A 24,619-nucleotide genomic window follows, 5' to 3' on the forward strand; every position below is an offset into this window, starting at 1 on the left:
GCCCTGTCTCCCGTTTTTTTCTCTCCTGGGGGGACTCTACCACACTTGTCCTGGCCCCCCCCACCACCCCATTGCTAGTACGTCGGGGCGTCGTTGACGACGAGGCGGGCCGGCACCTCCAGGCGCTGCGGGGCACGGGTCGGGTCGGCGAGGCGGTCGAAGAGGAGCTGCGCGCCGGCGCGGCCGACGTCGTACGGGTCGCTGTCGATCACCGAGACGCCGAACGCCGCCGCCAGTTCGAAGCGGTCGAAGCAAACCGTGTCGATCCGGCGGTTCGCGAACGCCTGCGACTGCAGCAGCCCGGTGCAGAGCCGGTTGTTGTCGACGAACACCGCGTCCGGCGCGGCCGACGGGAGCAGGTCGTCGGCGGCGCGCCGGGCGTCGTCCTCACTGACCAGGTTGTCCCGGACGAGCGCCGGGTCGACGGCGATCCCGGCGGCGCCGAGCGCGGCGACGTACCCGGCCCAGCGTTCCTCGGCACCGCTGCCGCTGCGCGGGTGCCCGAGGTACGCGATCCGCCGGCGGCCTTTCGCGAGCAAGTGCTCGATTCCGGCGCGGGTGCTGGCCGCGTTGGTGGTGGTAACCGAGTCCATCGACTCACCGAGGCCCGGGGGAGGGGAGTCGACGAACACGATCGCGGATCCGAAGCGCGCCTCGTTCGCCAGATACCCGAGGTCGTTCCCGACCGGCGCGATGATCAGCCCCGCGACCCGGTGAGCGAAGAACGACCGGATCGCCCGGTGCTCCAGCTCCGGGTCGTTCTGCGCGTCGGCGGTCAGGACGAGGTACCCGCGCTCCGAGGCGACCGAGTGGATCCCGCGCAGCATCGGCGCGAAGAACGGATTCGTACAGTCGCCGAGCGTGACCCCGATCGACGTCATCGCCTGGTTCTTCCGCCGCAACCCCGCCGCGACGTCGTTCAGCTGTACGCCGAGCCGATCCGCCTCCGCCACGATCCGCTGCCGCGTCGACTCCCGCACCTTAGGATCCCCACGCAGCGCCCGCGACACCGTCTTGATACTGACACCGGTAGTCGCCGCCACATCCTCGAGCCGCGGCCGCCGCGGAGTTTCACTCATACCCTGCATTGTAATGTCAACGTTGACATCGCAGCTCCGTCCATCCCAGCAGAGTACGACGACAGCTGACCGCGCCACGGTATTTCGGATAGGCGACGAGCACCTGGCGGGTCCGTCCTCTGCACGGCAACGGCACTCGCCTTCCAGACGAACACCGACCTCCCCACCACCAACACCGGTCGCCCACCACCACCCCGTCACCTCAGCCGCCCAACCACCCGCCCAACCACCCGCCCAACCACCCGCCCAACCACCCGCCCAACCACCCGCCCAACCACCCGCCCAACCACCCGCGCTGGCTACCCGCGCTGGCTACCCGCGTCGGCTACCCGCGTCGGCTACCCGCGCTGGCCACCCGCGTCGGCTACCCGCGCTGGCCACCCGCGCTGGCCACCCACGCCGGGCTCCCGGCCGGACACCGGCGGCGGGCATCCGCCCCGCTGACCCCTGGCCCGTTCCCCGCCGAGTCGTGCCGATCGGCTCCCGCAGCACCTGCCGAGTCGTGAGGTACGGCTGCCAAATCACAACCACCTCCCACGACTCGGCGGGCGGCGCCACCAGTCCTGTCGATGTTCGTGGAGAGGCGCGTGCTCGGCGCGACCACCTCGCCCGGTGGTGCCTTCCAACACGCCACCGAAGCCGGCCAACAGCTGCAAGCGACGTCCGCGCTGGTCTCGCGGACGGTTGCTGCCGCGGGACGGTTTCGGCTCGGGGTTCGGCTCGGGGTTCGGGGCGGTTGGTGCGGCCGGGTGGTGTCGGCTCGGGCTTGAAGCGGCGTTCCGCTTGGCGCCGGCGCCTTCGCCCGGGAGTACGTCCCGCGCACGCCGCCGAAGGCGGCCAACAGATGAGCCGCCGTGTAGCGGTGTCCGCTCTACCTGTCCCGGGGTGGTTGCTGCGGGCGGGGTCTACCCGCGGAGCAAGTCACTCGGCGCCGGCGCCTCCGCCCGTTAGCACCTTCCCGCGCGCCGCCGGACGCGGTAGACATGTGAGTCGCCGTGTCCGCCCTGCCTACCCCGGGGATGCGCGCGGGGTACCTCGCCCCACCCGCGGAGGAGGTCGCTTGGCGACGGTGCTTGCGCCCGGTAGCACCTGCCCGTGCACGCCGCCGGGGGCGGCCGACGGGCTGTCGCCGCGGAGCGGTGTCCGCTTTGCGTTCCCTTGCGCGTGGTTGCTGCGGGCGGGTCGGCTTGGTCCCGTCTACGGTGGGCGTTTGCTTGGCGCCGGTGCCTGCGCCCGGTGGTACCTTCCCGCGCGCCGCCGGAGGGGGCCGATAGATGAGCCGCCGCGGAGCGGTGTCCTTTGGGTTAGTTCTTTTTGGGGGCGGAGGTGGCTCGGATGTGGAGTTCGGTGCGGAGGGTGACGGTGGAGGGTGGGCGGCCGGGGGCGGTGGTGCGGTCCTTGAGGAGCATGCCGGCGGTGCGGCCGAGTTCGTATGTGGGCTGGGCGACCGTTGTCAGGCTCGGGATCACCAGGTCCGCCCACGGGATGTCGTCGAAGCCGACCAGGGCGATGTCGTCGGGTGCGCGGAGCCCCTTGCGGGCCAGACATTCCAGCGCGCCGACGGTCATCAGGTTGTTGGTGGCGAACAGCGCCTCGGGCGGATCCGCCAGCTCCAGCAGGCTCTCCATCGCGGCGTACCCACCCGCCTCGCGGAAGTCGGCGTGGCGCACCAGGTCCTTGTCGTACCGGATCCCACCCGCCCGTAGCGCCGACCGGTACCCGGCGAGCCGGTCCATTGCCGTCGACACCTTCCGCGGACCGGTGATGCACGCGATCCGCCGGTACCCGCCGTCGATCAAATGCTTGACGCCTTCGAAGGCCCCGTGCTCGTTGTCGACCAGCACCGTGTCCGCCTCGACGCCCTCGACCCGCCGGTCGATCATCACCAGCGGGATCTTCGCGTCCGCGAGCAGTTGCACGCCCTCCGCGGTGGAGGTCGGCGAGATCACCACCCCGGCCATCTGGTCGGTCAGCACCGCCGAGGCGTACGCCGCTTCCTTCGCCGGGTCCTCGTCGGAGTTGCACAGGACGACGTGGTATCCCTCGGTCTGCGCGACATCCTCGAGCCCGCGGACCAGCGAGGTGAAGAACGGGTTCTCGATGTCCGAGATGACGACCGCCCACAGGTTCGTGGAGGACTTCCGCAGGTTCCGGGCCACGCCGTTCGGCCGGTACCCGAGTTCGGCGACCGCCGCGCGGACCTTCTCGGACAGCTCGGGGTCGACGTTGCGCCGCCCGCTCAGCACCCGCGACACCGTCGCCGGCGACACCCCCGACCTACGCGCGACGTCGTAGATCGTCGTCATACCCGCTCCCCGCTGGAGATCCGATGGTCGTCTGGATCGCACTCTAACCCCGATCCCGCCCACAGGATCTCATGGAGAACGGGGAGTTGTGGGTGTGGTGCTCTGGAGCAGGGTGAGGGCGGCGGCGTGGGTGGGGGCGGAGGCGGCGGCGCCGTTGACGGTGGTGGAGAGGGCGCCGGCGGCGTTGGCGAGGCGGACGGCGTCGACGAGCGGGGCTCCGGCGGCCAGTGAGGCGGCGAGGGAGCCGCAGAAGGCGTCGCCGGCGCCGACGGTGTCGATGGTGTCGACGGTGTACGGCGCGATCCGTTCCTCGAAGCTGCCGGCCCGGTCGAGGACGTACGCGCCGCGCGCCCCGAGCGTGACGACGCAGCCGCGCAGGTCCCAGTCCTCGGCGAGTTTGCGGGCGATCATCGGGACCTGCGACTCGTCGTCGCAGTCCAGCCCGGTGAGCGCCGCGGCCTCGACCTCGTTCGGCACCAGGATGTCGACGTACGTCGCCAGCGCCGGGTCGATCGGCCCGACCGGGGCCGGGGTGAGGATCGTGGTGACGCCCGCGGCCGAGGCGAGCCGGAGGGCGGCGTGGCTCGCCTCGACCGGGAGTTCGAGCTGCACGCTGAGTACCTTGCTGCCGGTCAGGATGTCGCGCGCGGCCTCGACCTCGACGGCGGTGATCGCGGCGTTCGCGCGGGACACGATGATGATCGAGTTCCCGCCGTCGGGCAGTACCAGGGGCAGCCCGACGCCGGTCCCGAGCGACGGGTGCCGGACGACCCAGGACGTGTCGACGCCGTTGGACCGGAGCAGTTCGAGGAACTCCTCGCCGTACCGGTCCTCGCCGATCGTGCCGACGATCGCCGTCCGGGCGCCCATCCGGGCCGCCGCGATCGCCTGGTTCACGCCCTTCCCGCCGAGGTGCTCCGCGAACCCGGTGCCGTGCAACGTCTCGCCCGGCAACGGCCGCCGTTCCGCGGACGCGACCAGATCCTTCATGAACGACCCGAGCACACAGACGTCGTTCATCAAGACTCCTCCGACAGGCGCTTGCCGAGGGCACCGGACGGGTGGAACTGCGCGAAGTCCTGGTGGCTGAACTCCCGCAGTACGACGAGCGCGCACGCCAGCGCGTCGCCCATCGCGAGCGAGGCGGTGGTGGACGCGGTCGGCGCGAGGTTCAGCGGATCGGCCTCACGCAGCACCATCGTGTCCAGCGTGTACGTCGCCAGCTGGGCGAGGGTGGACTCCTCGCGCCCGGTCATCGCGATCACCGGGATCTGCCGTTCGCGCAGCATCCGGGCGAACGCGACCACCTCGGCGGTCTCGCCGGACGCGGACAGCGCCAGTACGAGGTCCCGCGACGTGACCGCACCGGAGTCGCCGTGCAGCGCGTCGCCGGAGTGGATGAACGTGGCCGGCGTACCGGTACTCGCCAGGGTCGCGGCGATCTTCCGCCCGACCAGACCCGACTTGCCCAGGCCGGTCACCACCAGGTGACCTTCGCACCGGGCGACCGCTGTCAGCACCTCCAGGAAGACTCCGTCCAGCCGGTCGGCGAGTGCGGACACGGCCGCTGCTTCGGTCTCGATGGCGTCTCGCGCCGCCTGCAGCCCCCGTGCCACCAGGTCCCTGGACAGCTCGTCGGCCGTGCGGTGGGCGGACGCACGGTTCGGCACAACTGGCATCCCCAGCGCCTCTCATCTCAGAAATCGATTTCCGCAGATTAGGCAGTGGGATGAGCCGGTGTCAACGTCTACGGCCAGCACAAAACCCTGTGTGCACGCGGGAATCGGCAGAGTTGATCACATCGTCACCCCGGCGGCCCTTGACCGGCCTGGATGGGCGCTCGTAGATTGCGAGAAATCGATTGCCCTTCGAGCTGACTGCTGCCGGGCTGACGGGAAAGGCCTCCTATGTACGGCGACTACGGGAGCAGTCTGCGTGACCTGCCGCGGCTGCGGGACTCCAAGCGCCGCCGGGCGTCCAGCTGGGACCGCACCGGCGGCAACGACGACCGGTTGACGATCCGCCCGGGCGAGACCGCCGTACTGGCGGACATCGAAGGGCCGGGCTCGATCAACCACATCTGGTGCACGGTCGCGCGGGACAGTCCGTGGGGGCCGGACGAGGCGGACGGGGACTACCTGCGGAAGCTGATCCTCCGGATCACGTGGGAGGACTCCGATCAGCCGAGCGTGCTCGTGCCGCTCGGCGACTTCTTCGGCGTCGGACACGGGAAGACCGTGAACTTCGTGTCCGCGCCGCTGCAGATGAGCCCGCAGGACGGGAAGGGCTTCAACTGCTGGTTCCACATGCCGTTCGCCTCCCGGGCCCGGGTCGAGATCGTCTCGGAGCTGACGGCGGCGCCGGTGTTCTTCTACTACTACGTGGACTACGAGCTGTACGACGGCGTACAGGACGGGCTCGGGTACTTCCACGCGTCGTACCACCGGCAGCACCCGACCGACGGGGTCGAGCAGGGCGCCGAGACGCTGCGGCAGTACCAGGTCGAAGGCACCAACCTGACCGGCGACGGGAACTACGTCGTCCTCGACACCGAAGGGAAGGGGCACTACGTCGGGTGCGTGGTGAGCATCCGGAACCTGCGCGAGTCGCCCGAGTGGAACTGGTACGGCGAGGGCGACGACATGATCTTCATCGACGGCGAGCCGTTCCCGCCGACGCTGCACGGCACGGGGACCGAGGACTACTTCAACACCGCGTGGTGCCCGAGCGAGGCGTACTCCGCGCCGTACCACGGCATCACGCTGCCCGGCGGACCCAACTGGAGCGGCGAGATCTCGCTGTACCGCTTCCACATCGAGGATCCGATCACGTTCTTCACCTCCATCCGCGTGACCATCGAGCACGGGCACGCGAACAAGCGCAGCGACGACTGGTCGTCGGTCGCGTACTGGTACCAAACCCTGAAGGGATAGCTCATGAAGCGTGGGGCTCTGCTCGCTGTCCTGCCGCTGGTCTTCGGAACGGCGGCACTGCTCACCCAATCCTCCGCCACCCCCTCCCCGACGCCCGCGACCACACCGATCGGCACCGTCCAGGTCGAGTCGAAGGGCACGCCGAGCAACAGCGACGGCGATCTCTGGCCGTCGTGCTGGGCCGGCAACGACAAGCTGTACGCCGCGAACGGCGACGGCAAGGGCTTCAGCACCGACGGGGCCTTCGCGGACGTCGCGGTCAGCGAGATCGACGGCACGCCCGGAAACTTGTCCGGGGCAACGATCTCGAAGGGCGACCAGGTCGGTCAGATCTGGAGCGGGGCCGGGTACAACCGGAAGCCGACCGGGATGGTGTGCGTGGGGGACACGCTGTACCTCGCTGTGCAGGACCTCGCGCTGGACTTCAACGACGTACCGGCGGCGACGATCCTGAAGTCGACCGACCACGGGCGCACCTGGACGTGGGACAAGTCCCGGCCGATGTTCTCGAACCACGAGTTCACGACGATCTGGTTCGCGGACTTCGGGCGCGGTGGTGCGTTGGCTCCTGATGGTTATGTCTACGCCTACGGCCTGGACGGGAACTGGCGGGACTCGTTCGACGACACGGTCGCGGATCCGCAGTCGGTGTTCCTGGCGCGGGTGCCCAAGGACGAGGTGCAGAACCGGAGCGCGTGGAAGTTCTACACCGGGTCCGGGTGGTCGCCGAAGCTCGCTGACCGGAAGCCGGTGCTGACGGACACGCGGCGGTTGTACGCGCAGACGTACGGCGCGAACGCGTCGAACCTCAGCGTGATCAGTCAGGGCGGTGTCACGTACCTGCCGGCGCAGAAGCGATATGTCTACACGTCGTGGACCGAGTACACCTTCGAGTTCTACGAGTCGCCGACACCGTGGGGTCCGTGGAAGCACTTCCTGTCGAAGGACTTCGGCGGGTATCCGTGGTCGACGTCGAAGTACGGCGGGTACGGCGTGACGATCCCGTCGAAGTTCGTCCAGCCAGACGGTAAGACGATGTACATCCAGGCCAACGTGTGCCCGTGCGGCGGGGGTGGGATCGGGACGTCGGTGTACAACTTCAACCTGCGCAAGCTGGTGCTGACGCCGTCGGTCGATACCCCTGCTGCCAACCTGCCCGGGTCGGACAACCTCGCGGCTGACGGTGTGGCGATCTCCAAGTCGTCGCAGTCGGGGAGTCTCGCGCTGATGAACGACGGGGCGCGGACGGGGAGCGAGTCGGACTTCGACGACGAGGTGAAGGGCGCTTCGTGGTGGGGGTACGAGTGGCCGGCGCGGCACAAGGTGAACAACGTGGAGTTCACGTCGGGGGCGGTGTCTGCTCAGGGCGGGTACTTCACCGGGCGGCCGCGGGTGCAGGTTCGTCGCGACGGGGAGTGGGTCGAGGTCGGTTCGCAGACGGTGTCGCCGGCGTACCCGGGTGATGCCTCGGCCGGGGCGAACACGACGTACACGATCACGTTCCCGACGCAGGAGACGGATGGGGTGCGGGTGATCGGGCTGCCGGGTGGGACGCGGTCGTACACGACGGTGTCGGAGCTGGCGGTGCGGTATGTGTCGCAGGTCGCGGACGGTGGGTTCGAGGGGACGGGCGGTGGTAAGCCGGCCTGGCTCTTCGAAGGTACGGCGGCCAACGGCGTCGACCGTGGCCTGGGTTTCGCCCACTCCGGCGCCAACAACGGCTGGATCCGCTGTACCTGCACGGGTTTCAGTGACCTCTACCAGAGCGTTCCGGTCGTTCCTGGGACGACGTACACCTTCGGCTCCTGGATCAACGCCTCGGCCAACCTCCCCACTGACCAGGGCCGCTTCGGCGTCCGTAACGGCACCACTGATGTGGCGAGCACGACGTTCGGCGCCGGCACGGGCTACGTCCACCACGAGGTCACCGTCAAGGTCCCACCAGGCGTCCACGAACTCACCGTCTACGCCGGCTTCAACGCCCCCAACAAAGACACCTGGATCCAGGTCGACGACTTCACTGTGAGCTGAGGTGCCGGAGAGACCCGGCTGCTCAGGCTGCCGTCAGCGCCGCGAGGGCGCGGTCCATCGCGGCGTTGAACTCTTCCGGCGTCAGCGGCAGCCGGCGCTTGACATCCCGGCTCCACTGGTCGGCGAGGACTTCGGCGGAGCCCGCCTCGATACCGTCGAGCGCCGCGTCGGCCAGGTCCGACGGCGCGAGCTTGTCCACTGGCCAGCCCGCGGACATGTCGGTGTCGGCCAGGCCGAGGTGCACCGCGGTGACGAGCGTGCCTTGGTCCGCGAGCTCCAGGCGGACGCCGTTGGTCATGGCCCACGCGGCGGCCTTCGTCAGATGGTAGGCGTTGGCTCCCTTCGTCCCGAACCACGACATGGCGGAGAGGACGTTCACGATCGCGCCGCCGCCGTTCCTGGCGAGCGCCGGCGCGAACTCCCGGATCATGCCCAGGTGGCCGAGCACATTGGTTTCCAGTTCGAGCCGCACCGCGGTCAGTGAGCCGGTCACCAGATCGGTACCGGTCTGGATGCCCGCGTTGTTGACGAGCAGGGAGACGTCAGGGGCAGCCTCGGCGGCGGCCCGCACGGAGGCGGGATCGGCGATGTCGAGCGGCAGCACCTCGACCCCGGGCAGATCCACGGTCTCCGGCCGGCGTGCCGTCGCGTAGACCTTGCGAGCGCCGCGTTCGAGCAGGCGCTGGGCGAAGGCGCGGCCCAGGCCGCGGTTGGCTCCGGTGACGAGAGCGACCGAGTCGTTGATATCCATGTCCGGTACGCTAAAACCTGACGTTGACGTCAGAGGCAAGTGTCGGTCGTCAAGATCGGAGTGAGAGGCATCACCATGACTGTCACGGAGACCTCGGCCGAGCGGCTGGTCCGCATCGGCGAGGTGGCGCGGGGTGCCGGCGTCTCGGTGCGCGCCGTGCGCTACTACGAGCAGCAGGGGCTGCTTGTCGCGGAGCGCAGCCCGTCCGGCCAGCGCCTGTACCGGCAGGACGCTGTCACCCTGGTGCGCTTCATCCAGCAGATGTACGCCGCCGGCCTGAGCAGCCGGAGGATCGCGGAACTCCTTCCGTGCTGGGACTCCGGGCACACCGATGCCGAGCAGCGAGCCATGCTGCGAGCCGAGCGCGACCGCATCCAGTCCAAGGTCGACGACCTACAGGCCGCCCTGGACCGCCTCGACGAAGTCATCACCATCACGGACAACCACCCGTAGGGCTGGATCCAGGCAGACGACGTCACAGTGTCATGACCATGAGCAGACAGGGGTTGCTTCCCCAGAACCCTTGCAGTTCCTCGAGCGAACGGAAGCCCACAGCTCGGTAGAACTTCCTGGTGGCCGCGTAGCCGGGCCCGGTGCGGCGGTGATGTGCACTTACGGCCAGGGAAGGAGGTCGGGGAGGGGGCCTGTGATGGGGGTTGGGGTGGGGCGGCCGGCATACCAGGCGGTGAGGGAGGTCAGGGGGCCGGTGAGGAGGACCTCGGCGCCGGTGCCGTTGTCCCAGGTGGTTTCCGGGGACTGGAGGATCAGGTGGGTGTTGTCGGGGGTGCGGGGGCGGAGGAAGTCGAGCAGGTGGAGGCAGAAGTCGTCGGGCCAGGTGGCGGGGGTTACGCCTAGGTCGAGGTCTGAGGTGTGGATGGTGAGCTCGCGCCAGGTCGCCTGGAGGCCGGCGGAGAGGTTGCTGTTGCGGTGCAGGATGGGGAGGGGCCAGTCCGTCGGGCTGACCTTGTCCCAGGAGGCGAGCAGGGCGGTGACCGCCTGCGTCAGGTGGGACTTGAGCTCGGCGGCTGGGCGGTCGGCGCCGGCTTCGATGGCGGCGTCGCGGGCGGGGCGGCCGCCGTCGTACACCTCGACGAGCCGGCCCTGGAGGGCTTCCTCGACCTGGCGGGTCATCGCCTCGGAGAAGTACGCGAGGTGCGTGATCACGTGACCGCGGGACCACCCGGGCAGCACCGACTCGCCGCGGGCGGTCGGGTCGTCGAGGTCCGCGGTGAGCGCGAGCAGCTGGTCGGCGATCGCGTGTACGTCGTTCAGGGCCACAGGAGCTCCTTCGTCCAGGTGTCGTCGAGGGTGTACCGCAGACGTACGTGCCGGCGGTCCGGGTCGGCCTGCCAGAACTCCACCTCGTCCGCGTGCAGCGTGTACAGGGTCCAGTTCGGCGCGACCAGGTCCGGGTCGAGCGCGATCCGGTCCTGCTGTTCCTTGACCGCGGCGTCGATGTCCGAGCGATCCGTGAGTACGGCGCTCTGCTTGCCGACCAGCGCCTCCGCCCGGGCCGCGACCGGCCGCAGCAGGAAGTCGCGCGCGGAGTCCTCGGCCGACGCGGGCACGACCCGCCCCGACACGCGGACCTGCCGGCCGAGCGGGATCCAGTAGAAGGTCAGCGCGGCGTACGGCGAGGTCGTCAGCTCCTGGCCCTTCCGGCTCGTCGACGTCGACGCGAACTGCCAGCCGTCCGGGGTGACGTCCTTGAGGATCAGCACCCGCGCGTTCGGCCGGCCGTCGGGGCGGACCGTCGAGAGGGTCGCGGCGCACGGCTCGGCGACCGGGTGGTCGATCGCGGCCAGCAGCCAGTCGACGAACAGCTCGTGCGGTGCGTCCGGGGCGGTCGACAGGTCCCAGCCTGGTGGGGTCCCGGTGAGCGTCGGTACGGCGCGCAGCCGGGTACGAAGGTCGGTCACGCTCCGAGACCCTAGGACAGGTATTCACATGGCAGCAACATGTTTTCCCATTAGTATCACCAGATGACCACCCTGGCCTTCGCCCTGGCCGCCACCATCAAGCACGACGGCCACGGCGGCATCGCCGACCTCCTCTCGACACCGGAGCAGACGGCCGCCTGGCTGCGTGATTGCCCAACCGACTTGGGGAAGTTTTTGCCCCCGATCGGGGCAGAAATCCTCCCCACCCTGGACGAGTGCAGGGTGTGGCGTGAGTTGGTGCGGATCAGGAGGGCGGTACGGGCGTTGTTCGCGCGGGCGGTTGCGCCGGGGGCGCCGTCCAAGGCTGATGCGGATCGGTTGATGGATCCGCACGAGGCACTGCGGATGGTGAACGAGGCGGCGGGGCGGTTGGGAGTGACCTACCTGGAGTGGGACGAGGCGCCGAGTACAAGGTGGGCCTACGCGACCGACGACCCGGTGGAACTGCTCGGTGGCGCGGTCGGGCGGTCGGCGATCGAGTTCTTGACCGGGCCGGATCGCACCAGGTTGCGGGCGTGTCCGGCGGCGCGGTGTGTGAAGTACTTCCTGCAGGACGACCCGCGGCAGACCTGGTGCTCGCCCGCGTGCGGGAACCGCGAGCGGGTGAACCGCCACTACCGGAAGCGGACCGCCGGATAGCCTTGGCGTTATGACTGTGGCGCGGTTCAAGGACCTGTGTGTGGACGTCGCCTGTCCGAGTGAGATGGCCGCGTTCTGGGGGCGGGTGATCGGCCTCACCGCGCCCGCCGACAACCCGAACATGCTGGTCGGCGACGTACCGGAGAAGACCGTCTGGATGTGCCAGGTCCCGGAGCCGAAGACTGTGAAGAACCGCGTTCACCTGGACGTGCACACCGGCGCCGTCGCGGACCTGGAGGCGGCCGGCGCGACCGTACAGATCCCGCAGTCCGACCAGCAGCACTGGAACGTACTGACGGACCCGGAAGGCGGCGAGTTCTGCGGATTCGTCCGCGACACCGACCCGGCGTACCGGCTGATGGAGCTGGTGGTGGACTCGGCCGACCCGGAGCGGCAGGCGCACTGGTGGGCGGACGCGGTCGGCGGCGAGGTCGCGAGTACGCCGGAACACCCGTGGTACTGGCTTGAGAACGTCCCCGGCCTCCCGTTCCCGTACTGGGTGTTCGTCCCCGTCCCGGAGCCGAAGACCGTGAAGAACCGCGTGCACTGGGACGTCACCGCACCCGCGCTGCGGCCGGTCCTCGACGCGGGTGCGACACTGCTCCGGCCCCGGGACAGCGAGATCGGCTGGCACGTCTGCGCCGACCCCGAAGGCAACGAGTTCTGCGTGTTCCTGCCCCCGGAGGCCTGATGACCAAGCTTGATCTCACTACCAGTGCACCCGATCTGACGGAGGCGCTCGTCAACGTCTCCTCGGTCAGCGGTACCGAGGAGAAGCTCGCCGACAAGGTGGAGAAGGCCCTTTCGGCGTACCCGCACCTGAAGGTGTTCCGGCACGGCAACACGGTCGTCGCGCGGACGGACCTCGGTCGCGACGAGCGGGTCGTCCTCGCCGGTCACCTCGACACCGTGCCGCTCAACGACAACCTCCCGGCCCGCCGCGCCGACGGGCTGATCCACGGCCTCGGCGCCTGCGACATGAAGGGCGGCGTCGCGGTCGCTCTCCGCCTCGCTGCGACCCTCGACGCGCCGAACCGGGACGTCACCTACGTCTTCTACGACTGCGAGGAGATCGAGGCCGAGCGGAACGGGCTGTACAAACTGACGCGCTCCAACCCCGAGCTGCTCGAAGGCGTGTTCGCGGTCGTGATGGAGCCGTCGAACGCGGTCGTCGAGGCCGGCTGCCAGGGCACGATGCGGATCGAGGTCAGCACCCGCGGCGAGCGCGCGCACTCGGCCCGCTCGTGGATGGGGTCGAACGCGATCCACGCCGCCGGCGAGGTGCTCGCCCGGCTGCAGGCGTACGAGCCGCGCCGGGTGCCGATCGACGGGCTCGAGTACCGCGAGGGGCTGAACGCGGTCGCGATCAGCGGCGGCGTCGCGGGGAACGTCGTACCGGACCTGTGCACGGTGACCGTCAACTACCGGTTCGCGCCGAGCCGGTCGGAGGCGGAGGCCGAGGCGCACCTGCGGGAGGTGTTCGAGGGGTACGACGTGGTCGTCACGGACTCGGCGCCCGGCGGACTGCCCGGGCTGGAGCGGCCGGCCGCGGCGGCGTTCCTGCAGGTGGTGGGCGGGGACCCGCGGCCGAAGTTCGGGTGGACGGACGTGGCGCGGTTCACGCTGCTCGGCGTACCGGCGGTGAACTACGGGCCGGGCGACCCGCTGTACGCGCACAAACAGGACGAATTCGTGCCGGAGGCCGAGATCGAGCTGTGTGAACAGCGGCTGAGGACTTGGTTGACAGACCGCGGATGAGCAGGACCGGTTACCGGTCAGGCAATAATCTGGAGGCATGTCAGAACCATCGATCCACCCCGACCGTCCGGTCGGCCAGCAGCAGCGCGGGCCGGTCACGATGCGGCGCAAGCAGGTGCAGCAATCCACCTCCGAGCAGCGGCTGCTGGACAGCCGCGGGCCGTCGGACTGGGTGCACACCGACCCGTGGCGGGTGCTGCGGATCCAGTCGGAGTTCATCGAGGGCTTCGGGATGCTGGCCGAGCTCGGGTCCGCGATCAGCGTGTTCGGGTCGGCGCGGACCAAGCCGGACGACCCGATGTACGCCGCCGCGGAGGAGTTCGGCCGGAAACTCGTCGACGCCGGGTACGCCGTGATCACCGGCGGCGGGCCGGGCGTGATGGAGGCCGCGAACAAGGGCGCGTCCGAGGCCGGCGGCGTGTCGGTCGGGCTCGGCATCGAGCTGCCGTTCGAGAACGGCATGAACGAGTGGGTCGACATCGGGATGAACTTCCGGTACTTCTTCACCCGGAAGACGATGTTCGTGAAGTACGCCCAGGGGTTCGTGGTGATGCCGGGCGGGTTCGGCACGCTGGACGAGCTGTTCGAGGCGCTCACGCTGGCGCAGACCCGGAAGGTCACGTCGTTCCCGGTCGTGCTGTTCGGTACGTCGTATTGGGGCGGCCTGGTCGACTGGCTGCGGACGACGATGCTCGAGGACGGGAAGATCTCCGCCGCCGACCTCGACATGTTCGTGGTCACCGACGACGTCGACGAGGCGATCAGCTACATCGTCAAGGCCGGCGAACTGGCCGACGCCGCCGCCGACGAAGCCGCCACAGCCCGCGACGGGAGCTGAAATCCTGGGTGATTGTGCGGGTGACTCGGGCGGCATGGCACGATCGGTCCCGTGATGTGGTTCTTCGGGCTGATCGTGGTGCTGTTGATCGGGGCTGTCGCGGTAGTGGCCTCGGGGCGTTGGGGTGCCATGAGTACGGCGTACGACGACCGTCCCGACATGACCGTGCCTGCGCGGCAGGCGCTGACCTCGACCGACATCGAGTCGGCCAGGTTCGCGGTCGGGGTGCGCGGCTACCGGATGGACGAGGTCGACACGCTGCTCGAACGCGTCGCGAAGGAGGTCGCCGAACGCGACCGCCGGATCGCCGACCTCGAACGTGCCGTCGCGCCGATCGTCGAGTCCCCCGAGGGCCACGGCTTCACGTCGAACCCGTACCGCACCCCCGAGTTCGACGACACCGGCACCCAGAAACCCATCCTCGTCGGCGGCGACTTTCCGGACCAGGCCGCCGACCCCACAGTTCCGCTGGCCGCCGCCGACGCGACCTCCACGGCCGGCGAGCCGGACGAGCCAACGGCGGCAGCTGCCACCGGCACGCCGGACGACAACACCACAGGTACGGCGAGCGCCGGCACGCCGGAAGGCACCGCGGCTGGTGCGTCCGCTGGTGGTGAGACAGCTGCTCCCGCGGAAGTAGCTGCAGATACGTCGGACCCTGCGGCGGATGACGAGCCGGAGACGCGGGAGTTGCCGCGGGCGAGCCAGGTGGCCGCGGACGAGTACGAGCGCCTGCAGGCGGAAGCACGCGCTGTACTGGAAGCCCAGTCCCAGCCGGTGACCCCCCGCCGTACCCCCGCCCCACAGCCGCCGCCGTACCAGCCTTCGCCGGATGCTTACCACCAGGCCGCGCAGAAGCCGTCGCAGGCGCCGCTGACTCCGGCGCAGCAGTACGACCAGTTGAAGCTCAGTCAGCCGACTGCTTCTGATGGAAACGCGAGTGCGACGCACTGGACCGCCCAGCCGGCACCTCAAACCGAGCAGCAGCCCCAGCAACAGGCAGGCCCAGCGCAGGACGCCCAGCAGGCGGACGCCGAGGAGCAGCAGTCGGCCAACGGACCGGCCGGTGACGCACAGCCTGGGTCGGCCAACGGGCAGGCGGCAGACGGCACGGCTGGCTCGGCCGGGGGCGAGGCGGTTGAGGGTGAGGAAGGGTGGCGGTTCTGGCCGCCGTCGGGGCAGGAGGGCGAAGGGGCTTATCAGCGGCCCAGCTGATGAGTGCTTCGGGGAGTTGTCACGCTGAGGCGTCGGTGGAGTTGGGGCTGGCGCCGGAGGTGGCGTGGGCGGTGGTGACGGACTGGGAGCGGCAGTCGCGCTGGATGGTGTTCACCCGGGTGTGGACGACCGCGAACGGCGGGTCCGGTGTGGGCGGGGGAGTCGCGGCGCGCACTTCTGTCGGTGGCGTCGGGTTCACTGACGACATGGTCATCACGCACTGGGATCCACCGCGCGAGTGCACGGTGAAGCACCTCGGCAAGATCGTCCGCGGCACCGGAACGTTCACCGTCGGCCCAGCCACGGCCGGCAGTACGTTCACCTGGTCCGAGGACGTCGTGCCGCCGTTCGGGCGGCTCGGGGTGCTGGCCTGGCCGGTCGTGCGGCCGGCGTTCGAACTCATGATGCGGATCTCGCTCCGCCGGCTCGTGCAGGAGGTCCAGTGACGGTGGCAGGCCCGGACGGGCAGCAGCGGTGCGGATGGGCGACGTCGGCCCCGGAGTACATCGAGTACCACGACACCGAGTGGGGCAAGGAGATCCGGAACGACGTCGGCCTGTTCGAGCGGATGACGCTCGAGGGGTTCCAGTCCGGGCTGTCCTGGATCACGATCCTCCGCAAACGCGAGAACTTCCGGACGGCGTTCGCGCGGTTCGACCCGGAGACGATCGCGAAGTACGGCGACGCCGACTTCGACCGGCTGATGGCCGATCCTGGCATCGTCCGGAACCGGTTGAAGATCAACGCGACGATCTCGAACGCGCGCGCCCTGCTCGACCTGGCGGACGGCGAGTTCACCGAGCTGCTCTGGTCGTTCAAGCCCGCGAAGCACAAGGCGCCGAGGACCCTCGCCGACGTACCGGCGACCACACCCGAGTCGGTGGCGATGTCGAAGGCACTCAAGAAGCACGGTTTCGTGTTCGTCGGACCGACCACGGCGTACGCGCTGATGCAGGCCACCGGCATCGTCAACGACCACCTGAAAACCTGCATCGCACGCTGAATCTCGTGCACGTGCATCTGCAAACGGCAACTGCATAAGGCTTTTTGCCGATTCCCAAAGACAAACGGCTGAACGAGTTGTGTTCCGGGCACAGAACGTGATGTGGTGTTCAGCGGGCTCCCCGACTGTCAGGTGGTTGTCCGGCCGTGACTCGCCCGGCCGGAACGCGGTCGTGGAGCCCACCAAACGTGTTACGGGTGTTTGTTCGTACCGTCCGCGGTGAAGCCGGTCCGGAACACATCGGTTGCGGTCAGCCCACTCAACTGCACGCCGTCCGCGGTAGTGCTGAGGTACAGGTTCGCTTCCGCATAAGCGTCCGCGGCGTCGTCGTCCGCGGTGCCGAACTGCCGCGTCCAGCCGCGCGCGTGATCCGGCGAGTACTTCGCGAGCACGCCGTCGAACCTGCCGAGCGGCGTCTCCAGCGCGCCGTCCGTGAACCCGCCGACGTACAGCGAACCGCCTGTGTCCACAGCGATCGCGGCGCCCTTGTCGTTCCCGGTCGTCCCGAACTGGTCGCGCCAGGTCAGTACGCCGTCCGCGTCCGCGCGCGCGACGACGATGTCCTTGTCGCCGATCAGTGTCCGCGCGAAGTCGCCGGCCGTGTACCCGGTCAGGTACACCCCGCCCGACGGATCTGCCGCGAGCGCCCACACCTCGTCGGACTCCGACGTACCGATCTGCTTGGTCCACACCGCTTCACCTGCGGCCGAGTAGCGCGCAAGCAGCCCGTCGGTGCCGCCCGTCATCCCGCCCAGGTACACCGAACCGCCCGACACCGCGACCGCCATGCCTTTGTCCTCGCCCGCGCCGCCGTTCTGCCACAACCACACCTGCTTCCCGTCGCCGTCGTACCGCGCGACGAACGTGTCCTTGTCGCCTTGGTTCGCCCCACCCAGAGCGCCCTTCGTATAACCGCCGACGTACACGTCCGTCCCGTCGACAGCCACCGAATAGCTGCGATCCGCCACCCCTGGTACGCCGAACTGCGTCAGCCAGCGCCGATTCCCGTCGCCGTCGTACTGCGCCACGAACGCGTCGTCGGTGCTGTTCCCCGGATGCGCCCCGTCCAGGTCGCCGTTCGTGTACCCGGTCACCACGACCCGCCCGTCGGCGTCCACGGCAACGCCGTACGCGCGGTCCGTCCCTGCCGACCCGAGCGTCCGCGTCCACGAACGCGAGCCGTCCGGGCCGTACTTCGTCAGCGACACGTCCGCGCCCGCGGCCGCCTGGTAAACGTTGCCTGAGGCATCGGTTGCGATCCCGCCCGCGCGGGTCGTCGCCGCCGAGGTCGGTGATCTCGGCCTGCATCGGCGTGGCCGGCGGCTTCCCGAGGTACTGGAAGACGTACTTCGCGCCCTCGGCGAACGTCGGCCCCCACACGTCCCAGTCGTGCCCGCCGTCGACGACGCGGAACTCCGAGGTCAGGTTCGGCACCCGGGACGCCTGGTTGTACACGAGGTGCGCCTCGAAGTCGAGGTCGTGGGTGGCGTCGATCGCCTTCGGGTTCTTGTACTCGTCGTCGCCGACCGCGATGAACAGATGCGACTGCTGCCCGCTCGCGGCGAACGACTTCAGCGCCGCCGGCCAGTTCAGCCTCAGGTACGTCGCCTCGACGAACGGGTCCTTACCCTTGCCGAAGGCACCGAAATCGCGGGTACTGGAATCGCCTGGCGGCAACGGGAAGTACACGGCCGGGCTGAGCACGATGCCCGCGCCGAACACGTCCGGGTGCGCCAGCGTGTAGCGCAGCGCGCCGGCGCCGCCCATCGAGTACCCGGCGATCGCGCGCCCGGTCCGGTCGGCGATCGTCCGGTACGTCGCGTCGATCTGCGGCACCAGGTCCTTGAAGAACGCGGTCTCCACCGGGCGGCCCGGGTCGGTGCCCTGGTACGCCGAGTCGACGTACCAGCTCGCCCGGCTGCTCCACGGCGCGTCCGGCATGACCGCGATCGCGGGCGGGATCTCACCGCTGCCGATCAGTTCGTCCAGGCGGCTCTTCACCTGGGTCCACGCGCTCATCGAGTCGCCGCGGCCGTGCAGCAGGTAGATCACCGGGTAGCGCCGCGTGGACGCGTCGTACCCGGCCGGGAGGTAGACGTTGTAGTTGATGTCCTCACCGAGCGTCGCGGACCGGACGGCGGCGGACTTGATGGTCCCGGGCTCAGCAGCGGGGGCGGCGCTGGATCCGGGGACGACGAGACTCCCGACCAGCGTGGCAGCGGTCAGGACAGGCGGCAGCAGTTTCCTCACACGGCTGTTTGTAATCGCTTACGTAAACGATTACAAGCCTTCGTTCACCGGCCGTGGAAAGTGGGCTTCTGCTTCGCGACGAACGAGGCGACGGCGTTGTGGTGGTCCTCGGTGGCGCCGGTCTCCTGCATCTTGCCGGCCTCGAAGGCGAGCGCCTCCGCGAGCGTGTGACTCGCCGAGTAGCCGAGCGACTGCCGGACCGCGCCGTACGCGACAGTCGGTCCGACGGCGAGCTTCCCCGCCAGCTCGGCCACTGTCCGCGCAAGCTCGGCAGCCGGTACGACGGACGTCGCCAGGCCGAGGTCCAACGCCTCCGCGGCCGGAACCGTGCGCGGGAAGTACAGGAGCTCGAGCGCGCGAGCATGCCCGATCAGCCGCGGCAGCGTCCAGGAGATCCCGGTGTCGCAGGACAGTGCGATGCCGGTGAACGCGAGGTTGAAGCCGGCCGTGTCCGCGACCACCCGGAAGTCGCAGGCGAACGCCATCGACGCGCCGGCCCCGGCGGCCACCCCGTTCACCGCGGCGATCACCGGCTTCGGCATCTCGGCGAGCGCCAGTGCGATCGGTGCGTAGTGGTCCGGCACCGTGCTCCACAAAGCGGCCTGGTCGTTGGCCTGCAGCAGACCGATGTGCTCCTTCAGGTCCTGCCCGACGCAGAACGCCCGACCGGTCCCGGTCAGTACGACGACGCGTACGGCGGGATCGTCGGCGGCGGCCTGGATCGTGTCGCGGAGCAGCACCTTGGTCGGCGTGTCGAGCGCGTTCATCGCGTCCGGCCGGTTCAACGTGACGGTCGCGACCCCGTCGGCGACGGAGTACGTGACGGAATCACTCATCGTGGTCAGCTCCTTGACTGTCAGTAAGAGGATTTTCAGTGTTGCGTCAGGCAGTCGTCGACGAAACGCCCGGCCGCGGGGCCCAATCGATCGGCGTGGAAATCGAAGAACGCGGCGGCCTTGGTCCCGGCCCAGCCGGCCGGCAGCAGCTCGTCCGGCAGCCCCGGATCCCGGAACAGGAACTTCCGCCATTCGTGCACCAGCTCGGACCGGACCGCGAACGCCTGCTCGTCGCCGGTGCCGGCGCAGTCCAGGCCGCCCGCGTCGACCAGCGCCTTCGCCTCTATCAGCCAGGCGTCGTACGACGCGCCGAGCTCGTCCAGCTTCCAGACCCGCCGGGCGAAGGCCGGAGCGCCGGCGTCGACCGGCGCCCGGAACCGGTCCGCGGCGACGCCCTCCATCTCGAGGATCTGGTCCACCTCGGCGTCGTTGCGCAGCCCGACCCAGGCGCCGTCGGACAGCGGAGCCCAACCCAGGAAGGAGAGTTGGCTCGCCAGCTGGTCGCGGCGCCGGGCGTTCGGGACCTCGCGGAGGATGCCCAGGTGCCAGTGCCGGTCCCAGTCGCCCGGGCCTTCGGCTCCGGTCACCACCGGGGTGCCGTCCGGCGCGGTCCGGTAGATCCGCGCGGCGGCGTCGTCGAGCCGGCGACGCGCCCGGGAAGTCAGACCGTATCCGGGCTGTCCCTCGATCCGGACCGGCTCCAGCCAGCCCTGCCGGACCATCCGCGACACGGCGGTCCGGACGGCCGGTGGATGCACACCCAGCGGTGCGAGCAGCCGGACGAGGGCCGCGACCGGAGCCTGCGCGCCGCGCGCGCGCAGGTGGTCGCCGTACAGGTCGAAAAGGGCTGAACGGGCGTGCACAAGACTCGAGTCTGCCGTATGGTGCACGGCCTTGGCCTGAGATCGGGAATAATGGGGTGCGGTACACACCGATTAACACTGCGATACGCGCCGACGGCGCATCACCGCAACGGCGCCGGCCACGGTCCCCCGCGCGGTGTCGTCGCTCAACACCGACACTGGGAAGGGGTGCGCGCATGGCGGCGATGAAGCCGCGGACGGGCGATGGTCCGCTCGAGGTCACCAAGGAGGGCCGCGGGATCGTGATGCGGGTTCCGCTCGAGGGCGGCGGACGGCTCGTCGTCGAGCTGAACGCCGACGAGGCGACCGAGCTCGGCAACGCACTGAAGGCCGTCGTCGGCTGACCACAACCTCCGGGGGTGCCAGCGCCCCCGTCTGTCACTCCGACCCCGGTGGGTGCCTTCGCAGGCACCGGCCGGGGTCGTTACGGTGGTCCAACTCTCTTTGATCAAACACCAGTGAGGTCGTCCTAGTGGCTCGCCGCAGCAGCTCGTCCCCTTTCCCCAGTCTTCCCGGTGTCACCTGGCAGCCCGGTCTGCCGGTGCACGGTTCCTCGACCTGGGTGGTCCTCGTTGGCGACGAGTTGCCGGCCGCCGCGAAGGAGGCGGGCGAGCGGCTCGGGGTCGACCTCGGCCGGCTGCTCGAGGTGCAGCGCGAGACCGGCTTCACGCCGTCCGCCGGCAGTACGGCGGCGTACCCGCTGCTGACCGGCGACGTGACCGAGATCCTGCTGGTCGGGGCCGGTGACGGCAGCGCGAAGGACCTGCGACACGCCGGGGCGGCGATCGCCCGGTTCGGCCGCGGCAAGGACGAGCTCACCACCGTCGTTGCCGAGGGCATCGATGACGCGGCGCTCCAGGCGTTCGCGGAGGGCGTGGTGCTCGGCTCGTTCACGTACACCCAGAAGACCGTCGACCCGGGCAAGCCCGCGGTCGGCACCGTGACGCTGACCGACGGTACGGACGCCGCACGGCAGGACGTGCTGGACCGCGGCGTCGTGGTCGGCCGCACCGGCTGGCTGGCGCGGCAGCTCGCGATCACCCCGTCGAACGAGAAGGACCCGGCCTGGCTGGCCGCGCGGGCGACCGAGATCGCCGCGGCGACCGGCCTGGTGGCGACGGTCTGGGACGAGCAGAAGCTGGCCGCCGACGGGTTCGGCGGGATCCTCGCGGTCGGCCAGGGCTCGACCCGCCCGCCGCGGTTCATCCGGCTCGACTACGCCCCGGCCGGCTCCGGCAAGGACACGCCGTACGTCGTGCTGGTCGGCAAGGGCATCACGTACGACACCGGCGGCCTGTCGCTGAAGCCGCGCGAGGGCATGGTGTCGATGAAGCGCGACATGACCGGCGGCGGCTCGGTGATCGCGACGATGTCGGCGCTCCGCGACCTCGGTGCGAACGTCCGGGTGACCGGCCTGGTCTGCGCGGCGGAGAACATGCCGTCGGGTACTGCGTACCGCCCGGACGACGTGATCCGGCACTTCGGCGGCCGCACCACCGAGGTGAAGAACACCGACGCCGAGGGGCGCCTGGTGCTCGCGGACGGGCTCGCGTACGCCGTCCAGGAGCTGAAGCCGGACGTCCTCGTCGACATCGCCACGCTGACCGGCGCGATCAAGGTCTCGCTCGGCGCGATGCTGTACGGCGGCCTGTTCGCGACCGACGACGCGCTCGCCGACAACCTCGCCGACGCCGGCCGGATCTCCGGCGAGGAGCTGTGGCGGATGCCGCTGCCGGCCGAGTACGAGGACCTGATCTCGACCCCGGTCGCGGACTCGGTGAACAGTTCGAAGGGCCCCGGCTCGATCACCGCGGCCCTGTTCCTGAAGGCGTTCGCGGGCGACCTGCCCTGGGCGCACCTGGACCTGTCGTCGATCGCCGAGTCCCCGGGCGAGAACTTCGAGTACTCCACCGGCGCGACCGGCGCCGGCGCGCGGCTGCTCAGCACCTGGCTGGCCTCCGACGCGCCGACCTCCGGCATCAGGTGAAGGCACCTCTGCTGGGTTGACGCCCCAGGTGCAGGGTTTGCGCCCAGGATCTCGGGCGCAAACCCTGCATCTGATGGGTGGACCCACCAAAGGGTTATCCACAGAGCGGGCTGAGGGGGCAGCGCGGAGGGCGTTCGGCGTCTGATGCTGGTGAGATGAACGGACGACTGAAGGCGATCGCGACGCGGCAGGGCGGCGTGGTCAGCCGGGCACAGGCGATGAGCGCCGGATATACCCGGGAGCAGATCCACCGGCGCCTGACCGACGGGCGCTGGGAGCGGATCAGGTACGGGCAGTACGCCGAGCGCTCGGACACGCGCCACCTGCCCTCCTGGGAGCGCGGTCTCGTCGCGCACCGGCGTCTCGTTCACGCCGCGATGAACTCCATGCGCCCCGGCACCGCGGTCGTGAGCCACCACTCGGCACTCGTCCTGCATGGCGTGCCTGTCTGGCTGGCCGATCTCTCGGAGGTCCAGCTGACGCGGACCGCGGGTGCGCGGAGCGGGCCGAGGACCGGCGTACGGCATCACTGGTCGGCGCTCAGCGCGTCGGACCTGACCACGGTTGACGGGCTCGCTGTGACCGCGTTGGCGCGCGCTGTGGTGGAAGTTGCCAGTACGTCGTCCTTCGAAGCGGCGGTGGTGAGTGCCGACGCGGCCTTCCGGAGGTCCGACGTGAACGGCGACGAGCTGCGGCGGCTGCGCGAGCTCACCGACAACTGGCCGGGCGGGCCGAGGATTCGTGCGGTGCTCGACTTCGCCGATCCCTTGTCCGAGTCCGTCGGCGAGACCAGGCTCCGGATCCTTCTCCACAACGAGGGCTTTCCGGCGCCGACGTTGCAGGCGGAGTTCGTGGATGCGGACGGCTTCGTCGGACGGGTGGACTTCTGGTTCCCCGAGTACAACACCGTCGTCGAGTTCGACGGCCTGACGAAGTACGGCGAGGGTTCACGCGAGGTGCTGATCCGGGAGAAGATGCGCGAGGACCGGCTCCGGGCGCTGGGGCTGGAAGTCGTCAGGATCACCTGGGCCGACCTCGAGCATCCGGCCCGTACGGCGATGCGCATCCGGCAGGCGTTCGACCGAGCCCGCCCACGCCGCTGGCCGGCTGATCTTTCGTGGGTTGACGTCCGAGATGCAGGGTTTGCGCCCAGGATCTCGGGCGCAAACCCTGCATCTGGTGGGTGGACCCACCAAAGGCCGGCTACCTGAACTTCGCGCAGAGGAAGTCGACGATTCGGTCGCGGGCCGGTTTTGCCTGGGGGACCAGGCTGGGCATGCTGATGAAGGCATGCCCGGCTTTGTCGTACTCGCTGACCTCGACCGGGGTGCCCGCCGCGCGCAGGTGGTCGGCGTACACGCGGCTGTGGTCCGCGACCGGGTCGAGCGTCGGGACCACCATCAGCGTCGGCGGCAGCCCGCTCAGGTCGTCGGCGTACAGCGGCGACAGCTCCCGCGGATCGGTTCCTTCGGGTACGGCGAGACGCCGGAAGAACTCAAGGCCCTCGCGGGTGAGCGTCGGCGTCTCCGGGTACTGCGTCACCGAGTCGTAGTCGAGCGCCGTCGAGGTCACGTCGACGCAGGCGTTGACCAGGACCTGTGCCCGCAACGACAGGCCGGCGTCCCGGGCCCGGAGCGCGGAGAGCGCCGCGACCATCGACCCGGCGCTCTCGCCGGCGACCGCCACGCGGGTCGGGTCGATGCCCCAGTCGGCGGCGTGCTGGAACACGTGCCGCAGCACGTCCCAGCCGTCGTCGACGATCGCCGCGAGCGGCGTGCCGTGGTCCATCAGCCGGTGCTCGACGGACACCACGACCGCTGACACGCGGGCGGCCAGGTGGCTGTTGATCCAGTCGCACTGCACCGCCGTACCGACGTAGCCGCCGCCGTGGACGTGCAGGATCAGCGGGAGCTTGGCCTGGGTGTCCGGGCGGTACACGCGGACTCGGATCGTGCGGTCGGCGAGCTGGACCTGCTGCCAGCCGATCGTCACGCCGCGGTGCGGGAAGCCGGTCAGCAGGTGCGCGAACCGGGACGTCACGATCCGGTGCGCGGCCTCGCCGAACGCGGCCAGCTCCGCGGGCGACATCGTGCGGTAGTCGGGCTCCTTGCGGAGCGAGTAGACCAGGCGGACGCCCAGCGGCGGCTGCTGCGTCGTGGTGGCGGCGGTCTTGAGCATCGGGCACCGTCC

Annotated in this window: 24 protein-coding genes and 2 pseudogenes; 13 read left to right on the forward strand and 13 right to left on the reverse strand. The window is 69.9% G+C overall.

Annotated elements, in window-relative coordinates; all coding sequences use genetic code 11:
- Nucleotides 1-74 precede the first annotated feature (74 nt).
- The 4 genes from ACFV9C_RS15065 to ACFV9C_RS15080 form a co-directional block, all read right to left on the reverse strand.
- Entirely contained in the window at nucleotides 75-1,079 is a 1,005-nt protein-coding gene (locus ACFV9C_RS15065) for a LacI family DNA-binding transcriptional regulator (protein WP_380193928.1), read from the reverse strand.
- Nucleotides 1,080-2,383: 1,304 nt separating this feature from the next.
- Nucleotides 2,384-3,385: a LacI family DNA-binding transcriptional regulator gene (locus ACFV9C_RS15070; RefSeq protein ID WP_380193930.1), complete on the reverse strand. Its 1,002-nt coding sequence runs from the start codon at nucleotides 3,383-3,385 to the stop codon at nucleotides 2,384-2,386.
- Between the two features lie 69 nt (nucleotides 3,386-3,454).
- Nucleotides 3,455-4,405 (reverse strand): ribokinase, encoded by a 951-nt coding sequence (locus tag ACFV9C_RS15075; RefSeq protein ID WP_380193931.1) that lies wholly within the window; start codon nucleotides 4,403-4,405, stop codon nucleotides 3,455-3,457.
- Nucleotides 4,405-5,064 (reverse strand): SIS domain-containing protein, encoded by a 660-nt coding sequence (locus tag ACFV9C_RS15080; protein WP_380193933.1) that lies wholly within the window; start codon nucleotides 5,062-5,064, stop codon nucleotides 4,405-4,407. The genes ACFV9C_RS15075 and ACFV9C_RS15080 overlap by 1 nt, the downstream gene beginning before the upstream one ends.
- Nucleotides 5,065-5,292: 228 nt before the next feature.
- Between ACFV9C_RS15080 and ACFV9C_RS15085 the strand changes: the two genes are divergently transcribed.
- Nucleotides 5,293-6,318, forward strand: coding sequence for a glycoside hydrolase family 172 protein (locus ACFV9C_RS15085; RefSeq protein WP_380193935.1), 1,026 nt, complete (start codon nucleotides 5,293-5,295; stop codon nucleotides 6,316-6,318).
- A 3-nt stretch (nucleotides 6,319-6,321) separates the two neighbouring features.
- Entirely contained in the window at nucleotides 6,322-8,349 is a 2,028-nt protein-coding gene (locus tag ACFV9C_RS15090) for a DUF4185 domain-containing protein (RefSeq protein ID WP_380193936.1), read from the forward strand.
- 22 nt (nucleotides 8,350-8,371) lie between these two features.
- Here ACFV9C_RS15090 and ACFV9C_RS15095 read toward each other — a convergent pair whose 3' ends face one another.
- Nucleotides 8,372-9,100 carry an SDR family oxidoreductase gene (locus tag ACFV9C_RS15095; RefSeq protein ID WP_380193938.1) on the reverse strand — a complete coding sequence of 243 codons (729 nt, stop codon included), beginning with the start codon at nucleotides 9,098-9,100 and terminating at the stop codon, nucleotides 8,372-8,374.
- Between the two features lie 75 nt (nucleotides 9,101-9,175).
- Here ACFV9C_RS15095 and ACFV9C_RS15100 point away from each other — a divergent pair, with 75 nt between their 5' ends.
- Nucleotides 9,176-9,553, forward strand: a complete 378-nt coding sequence (locus tag ACFV9C_RS15100) for a MerR family transcriptional regulator (protein WP_380193940.1) — start codon at nucleotides 9,176-9,178, stop codon at nucleotides 9,551-9,553.
- Between the two features lie 159 nt (nucleotides 9,554-9,712).
- Here ACFV9C_RS15100 and ACFV9C_RS15105 read toward each other — a convergent pair whose 3' ends face one another.
- Together ACFV9C_RS15105 and ACFV9C_RS15110 are read right to left on the reverse strand one after the other, a co-directional pair.
- A complete protein-coding gene (locus ACFV9C_RS15105; RefSeq protein ID WP_380193942.1) occupies nucleotides 9,713-10,378 on the reverse strand; it encodes a maleylpyruvate isomerase family mycothiol-dependent enzyme in 666 nt (221 codons plus the stop codon).
- Complete coding sequence (locus ACFV9C_RS15110) at nucleotides 10,369-11,019, reverse strand: pyridoxal 5'-phosphate synthase (RefSeq protein ID WP_380193944.1); 651 nt, start codon at nucleotides 11,017-11,019, stop codon at nucleotides 10,369-10,371. Before ACFV9C_RS15110 ends, ACFV9C_RS15105 begins: the two co-directional genes overlap by 10 nt.
- 63 nt (nucleotides 11,020-11,082) lie before the next feature.
- Here ACFV9C_RS15110 and ACFV9C_RS15115 point away from each other — a divergent pair, with 63 nt between their 5' ends.
- The 7 genes from ACFV9C_RS15115 to ACFV9C_RS15145 are packed head-to-tail and all read left to right on the forward strand — an operon-like array spanning nucleotide 11,083 to nucleotide 16,493.
- On the forward strand, nucleotides 11,083-11,679 hold the full coding sequence (locus ACFV9C_RS15115; RefSeq protein ID WP_380193946.1) for a CGNR zinc finger domain-containing protein: 597 nt from the start codon (nucleotides 11,083-11,085) through the stop codon (nucleotides 11,677-11,679).
- Between the two features lie 10 nt (nucleotides 11,680-11,689).
- Nucleotides 11,690-12,370: a VOC family protein gene (locus ACFV9C_RS15120; RefSeq protein ID WP_380193947.1), complete on the forward strand. Its 681-nt coding sequence runs from the start codon at nucleotides 11,690-11,692 to the stop codon at nucleotides 12,368-12,370.
- Nucleotides 12,370-13,437, forward strand: coding sequence for a succinyl-diaminopimelate desuccinylase (dapE, locus tag ACFV9C_RS15125; RefSeq protein WP_380193949.1), 1,068 nt, complete (start codon nucleotides 12,370-12,372; stop codon nucleotides 13,435-13,437). Before ACFV9C_RS15120 ends, dapE begins: the two co-directional genes overlap by 1 nt.
- 37 nt (nucleotides 13,438-13,474) lie before the next feature.
- On the forward strand, nucleotides 13,475-14,275 hold the full coding sequence (locus ACFV9C_RS15130; RefSeq protein ID WP_380193951.1) for a TIGR00730 family Rossman fold protein: 801 nt from the start codon (nucleotides 13,475-13,477) through the stop codon (nucleotides 14,273-14,275).
- 54 nt (nucleotides 14,276-14,329) lie between these two features.
- Nucleotides 14,330-15,490, forward strand: coding sequence for a DivIVA domain-containing protein (locus ACFV9C_RS15135; RefSeq protein WP_380194584.1), 1,161 nt, complete (start codon nucleotides 14,330-14,332; stop codon nucleotides 15,488-15,490).
- A 35-nt stretch (nucleotides 15,491-15,525) separates the two neighbouring features.
- Nucleotides 15,526-15,936, forward strand: coding sequence for an SRPBCC family protein (locus ACFV9C_RS15140; protein WP_380193953.1), 411 nt, complete (start codon nucleotides 15,526-15,528; stop codon nucleotides 15,934-15,936).
- Nucleotides 15,933-16,493: a DNA-3-methyladenine glycosylase I gene (locus ACFV9C_RS15145; protein ID WP_380193955.1), complete on the forward strand. Its 561-nt coding sequence runs from the start codon at nucleotides 15,933-15,935 to the stop codon at nucleotides 16,491-16,493. Before ACFV9C_RS15140 ends, ACFV9C_RS15145 begins: the two co-directional genes overlap by 4 nt.
- Before the next feature lie 191 nt (nucleotides 16,494-16,684).
- Here ACFV9C_RS15145 and ACFV9C_RS15150 read toward each other — a convergent pair whose 3' ends face one another.
- From ACFV9C_RS15150 to ACFV9C_RS15170, 5 genes and pseudogenes are all read right to left on the reverse strand, one after another.
- A complete protein-coding gene (locus ACFV9C_RS15150) occupies nucleotides 16,685-17,281 on the reverse strand; it encodes an SBBP repeat-containing protein (RefSeq protein WP_380194586.1) in 597 nt (198 codons plus the stop codon).
- A 327-nt stretch (nucleotides 17,282-17,608) separates the two neighbouring features.
- Nucleotides 17,609-17,701 (reverse strand): annotated as a pseudogene (locus tag ACFV9C_RS15155) (hypothetical protein); the annotation flags it as partial.
- 157 nt (nucleotides 17,702-17,858) lie between these two features.
- Nucleotides 17,859-18,743 (reverse strand): annotated as a pseudogene (locus tag ACFV9C_RS15160) (alpha/beta hydrolase); the annotation flags it as partial.
- A 44-nt stretch (nucleotides 18,744-18,787) separates the two neighbouring features.
- Nucleotides 18,788-19,579: an enoyl-CoA hydratase/isomerase family protein gene (locus ACFV9C_RS15165; protein ID WP_380193956.1), complete on the reverse strand. Its 792-nt coding sequence runs from the start codon at nucleotides 19,577-19,579 to the stop codon at nucleotides 18,788-18,790.
- A gap of 35 nt (nucleotides 19,580-19,614) precedes the next feature.
- Nucleotides 19,615-20,442 carry a PaaX family transcriptional regulator C-terminal domain-containing protein gene (locus tag ACFV9C_RS15170; protein WP_380193958.1) on the reverse strand — a complete coding sequence of 276 codons (828 nt, stop codon included), beginning with the start codon at nucleotides 20,440-20,442 and terminating at the stop codon, nucleotides 19,615-19,617.
- Between the two features lie 176 nt (nucleotides 20,443-20,618).
- Between ACFV9C_RS15170 and ACFV9C_RS15175 the strand changes: the two genes are divergently transcribed.
- The 3 genes from ACFV9C_RS15175 (at nucleotide 20,619) to ACFV9C_RS15185 (ending at nucleotide 23,640) form a co-directional block, all read left to right on the forward strand.
- The gene (locus tag ACFV9C_RS15175) at nucleotides 20,619-20,786 is read left to right on the forward strand and encodes a DUF3117 domain-containing protein (RefSeq protein WP_012923066.1); all 168 of its coding nucleotides are present in this window, start codon (nucleotides 20,619-20,621) and stop codon (nucleotides 20,784-20,786) included.
- 218 nt (nucleotides 20,787-21,004) lie between these two features.
- Nucleotides 21,005-22,429 (forward strand): leucyl aminopeptidase family protein, encoded by a 1,425-nt coding sequence (locus ACFV9C_RS15180; RefSeq protein WP_380193959.1) that lies wholly within the window; start codon nucleotides 21,005-21,007, stop codon nucleotides 22,427-22,429.
- A 155-nt stretch (nucleotides 22,430-22,584) separates the two neighbouring features.
- Nucleotides 22,585-23,640 carry a type IV toxin-antitoxin system AbiEi family antitoxin domain-containing protein gene (locus tag ACFV9C_RS15185; RefSeq protein WP_380193960.1) on the forward strand — a complete coding sequence of 352 codons (1,056 nt, stop codon included), beginning with the start codon at nucleotides 22,585-22,587 and terminating at the stop codon, nucleotides 23,638-23,640.
- Here the strand turns inward: ACFV9C_RS15185 and ACFV9C_RS15190 are convergent.
- Nucleotides 23,633-24,607, reverse strand: a complete 975-nt coding sequence (locus tag ACFV9C_RS15190) for an alpha/beta hydrolase (RefSeq protein ID WP_380193961.1) — start codon at nucleotides 24,605-24,607, stop codon at nucleotides 23,633-23,635. The genes ACFV9C_RS15185 and ACFV9C_RS15190 overlap by 8 nt on opposite strands.
- Between the last annotated feature and the right edge of the window lie 12 nt (nucleotides 24,608-24,619).

The sequence above is a fragment of the Kribbella sp. NPDC059898 genome (assembly GCF_042730855.1).
Taxonomy (GTDB): Bacteria; Actinomycetota; Actinomycetes; order Propionibacteriales; family Kribbellaceae; genus Kribbella.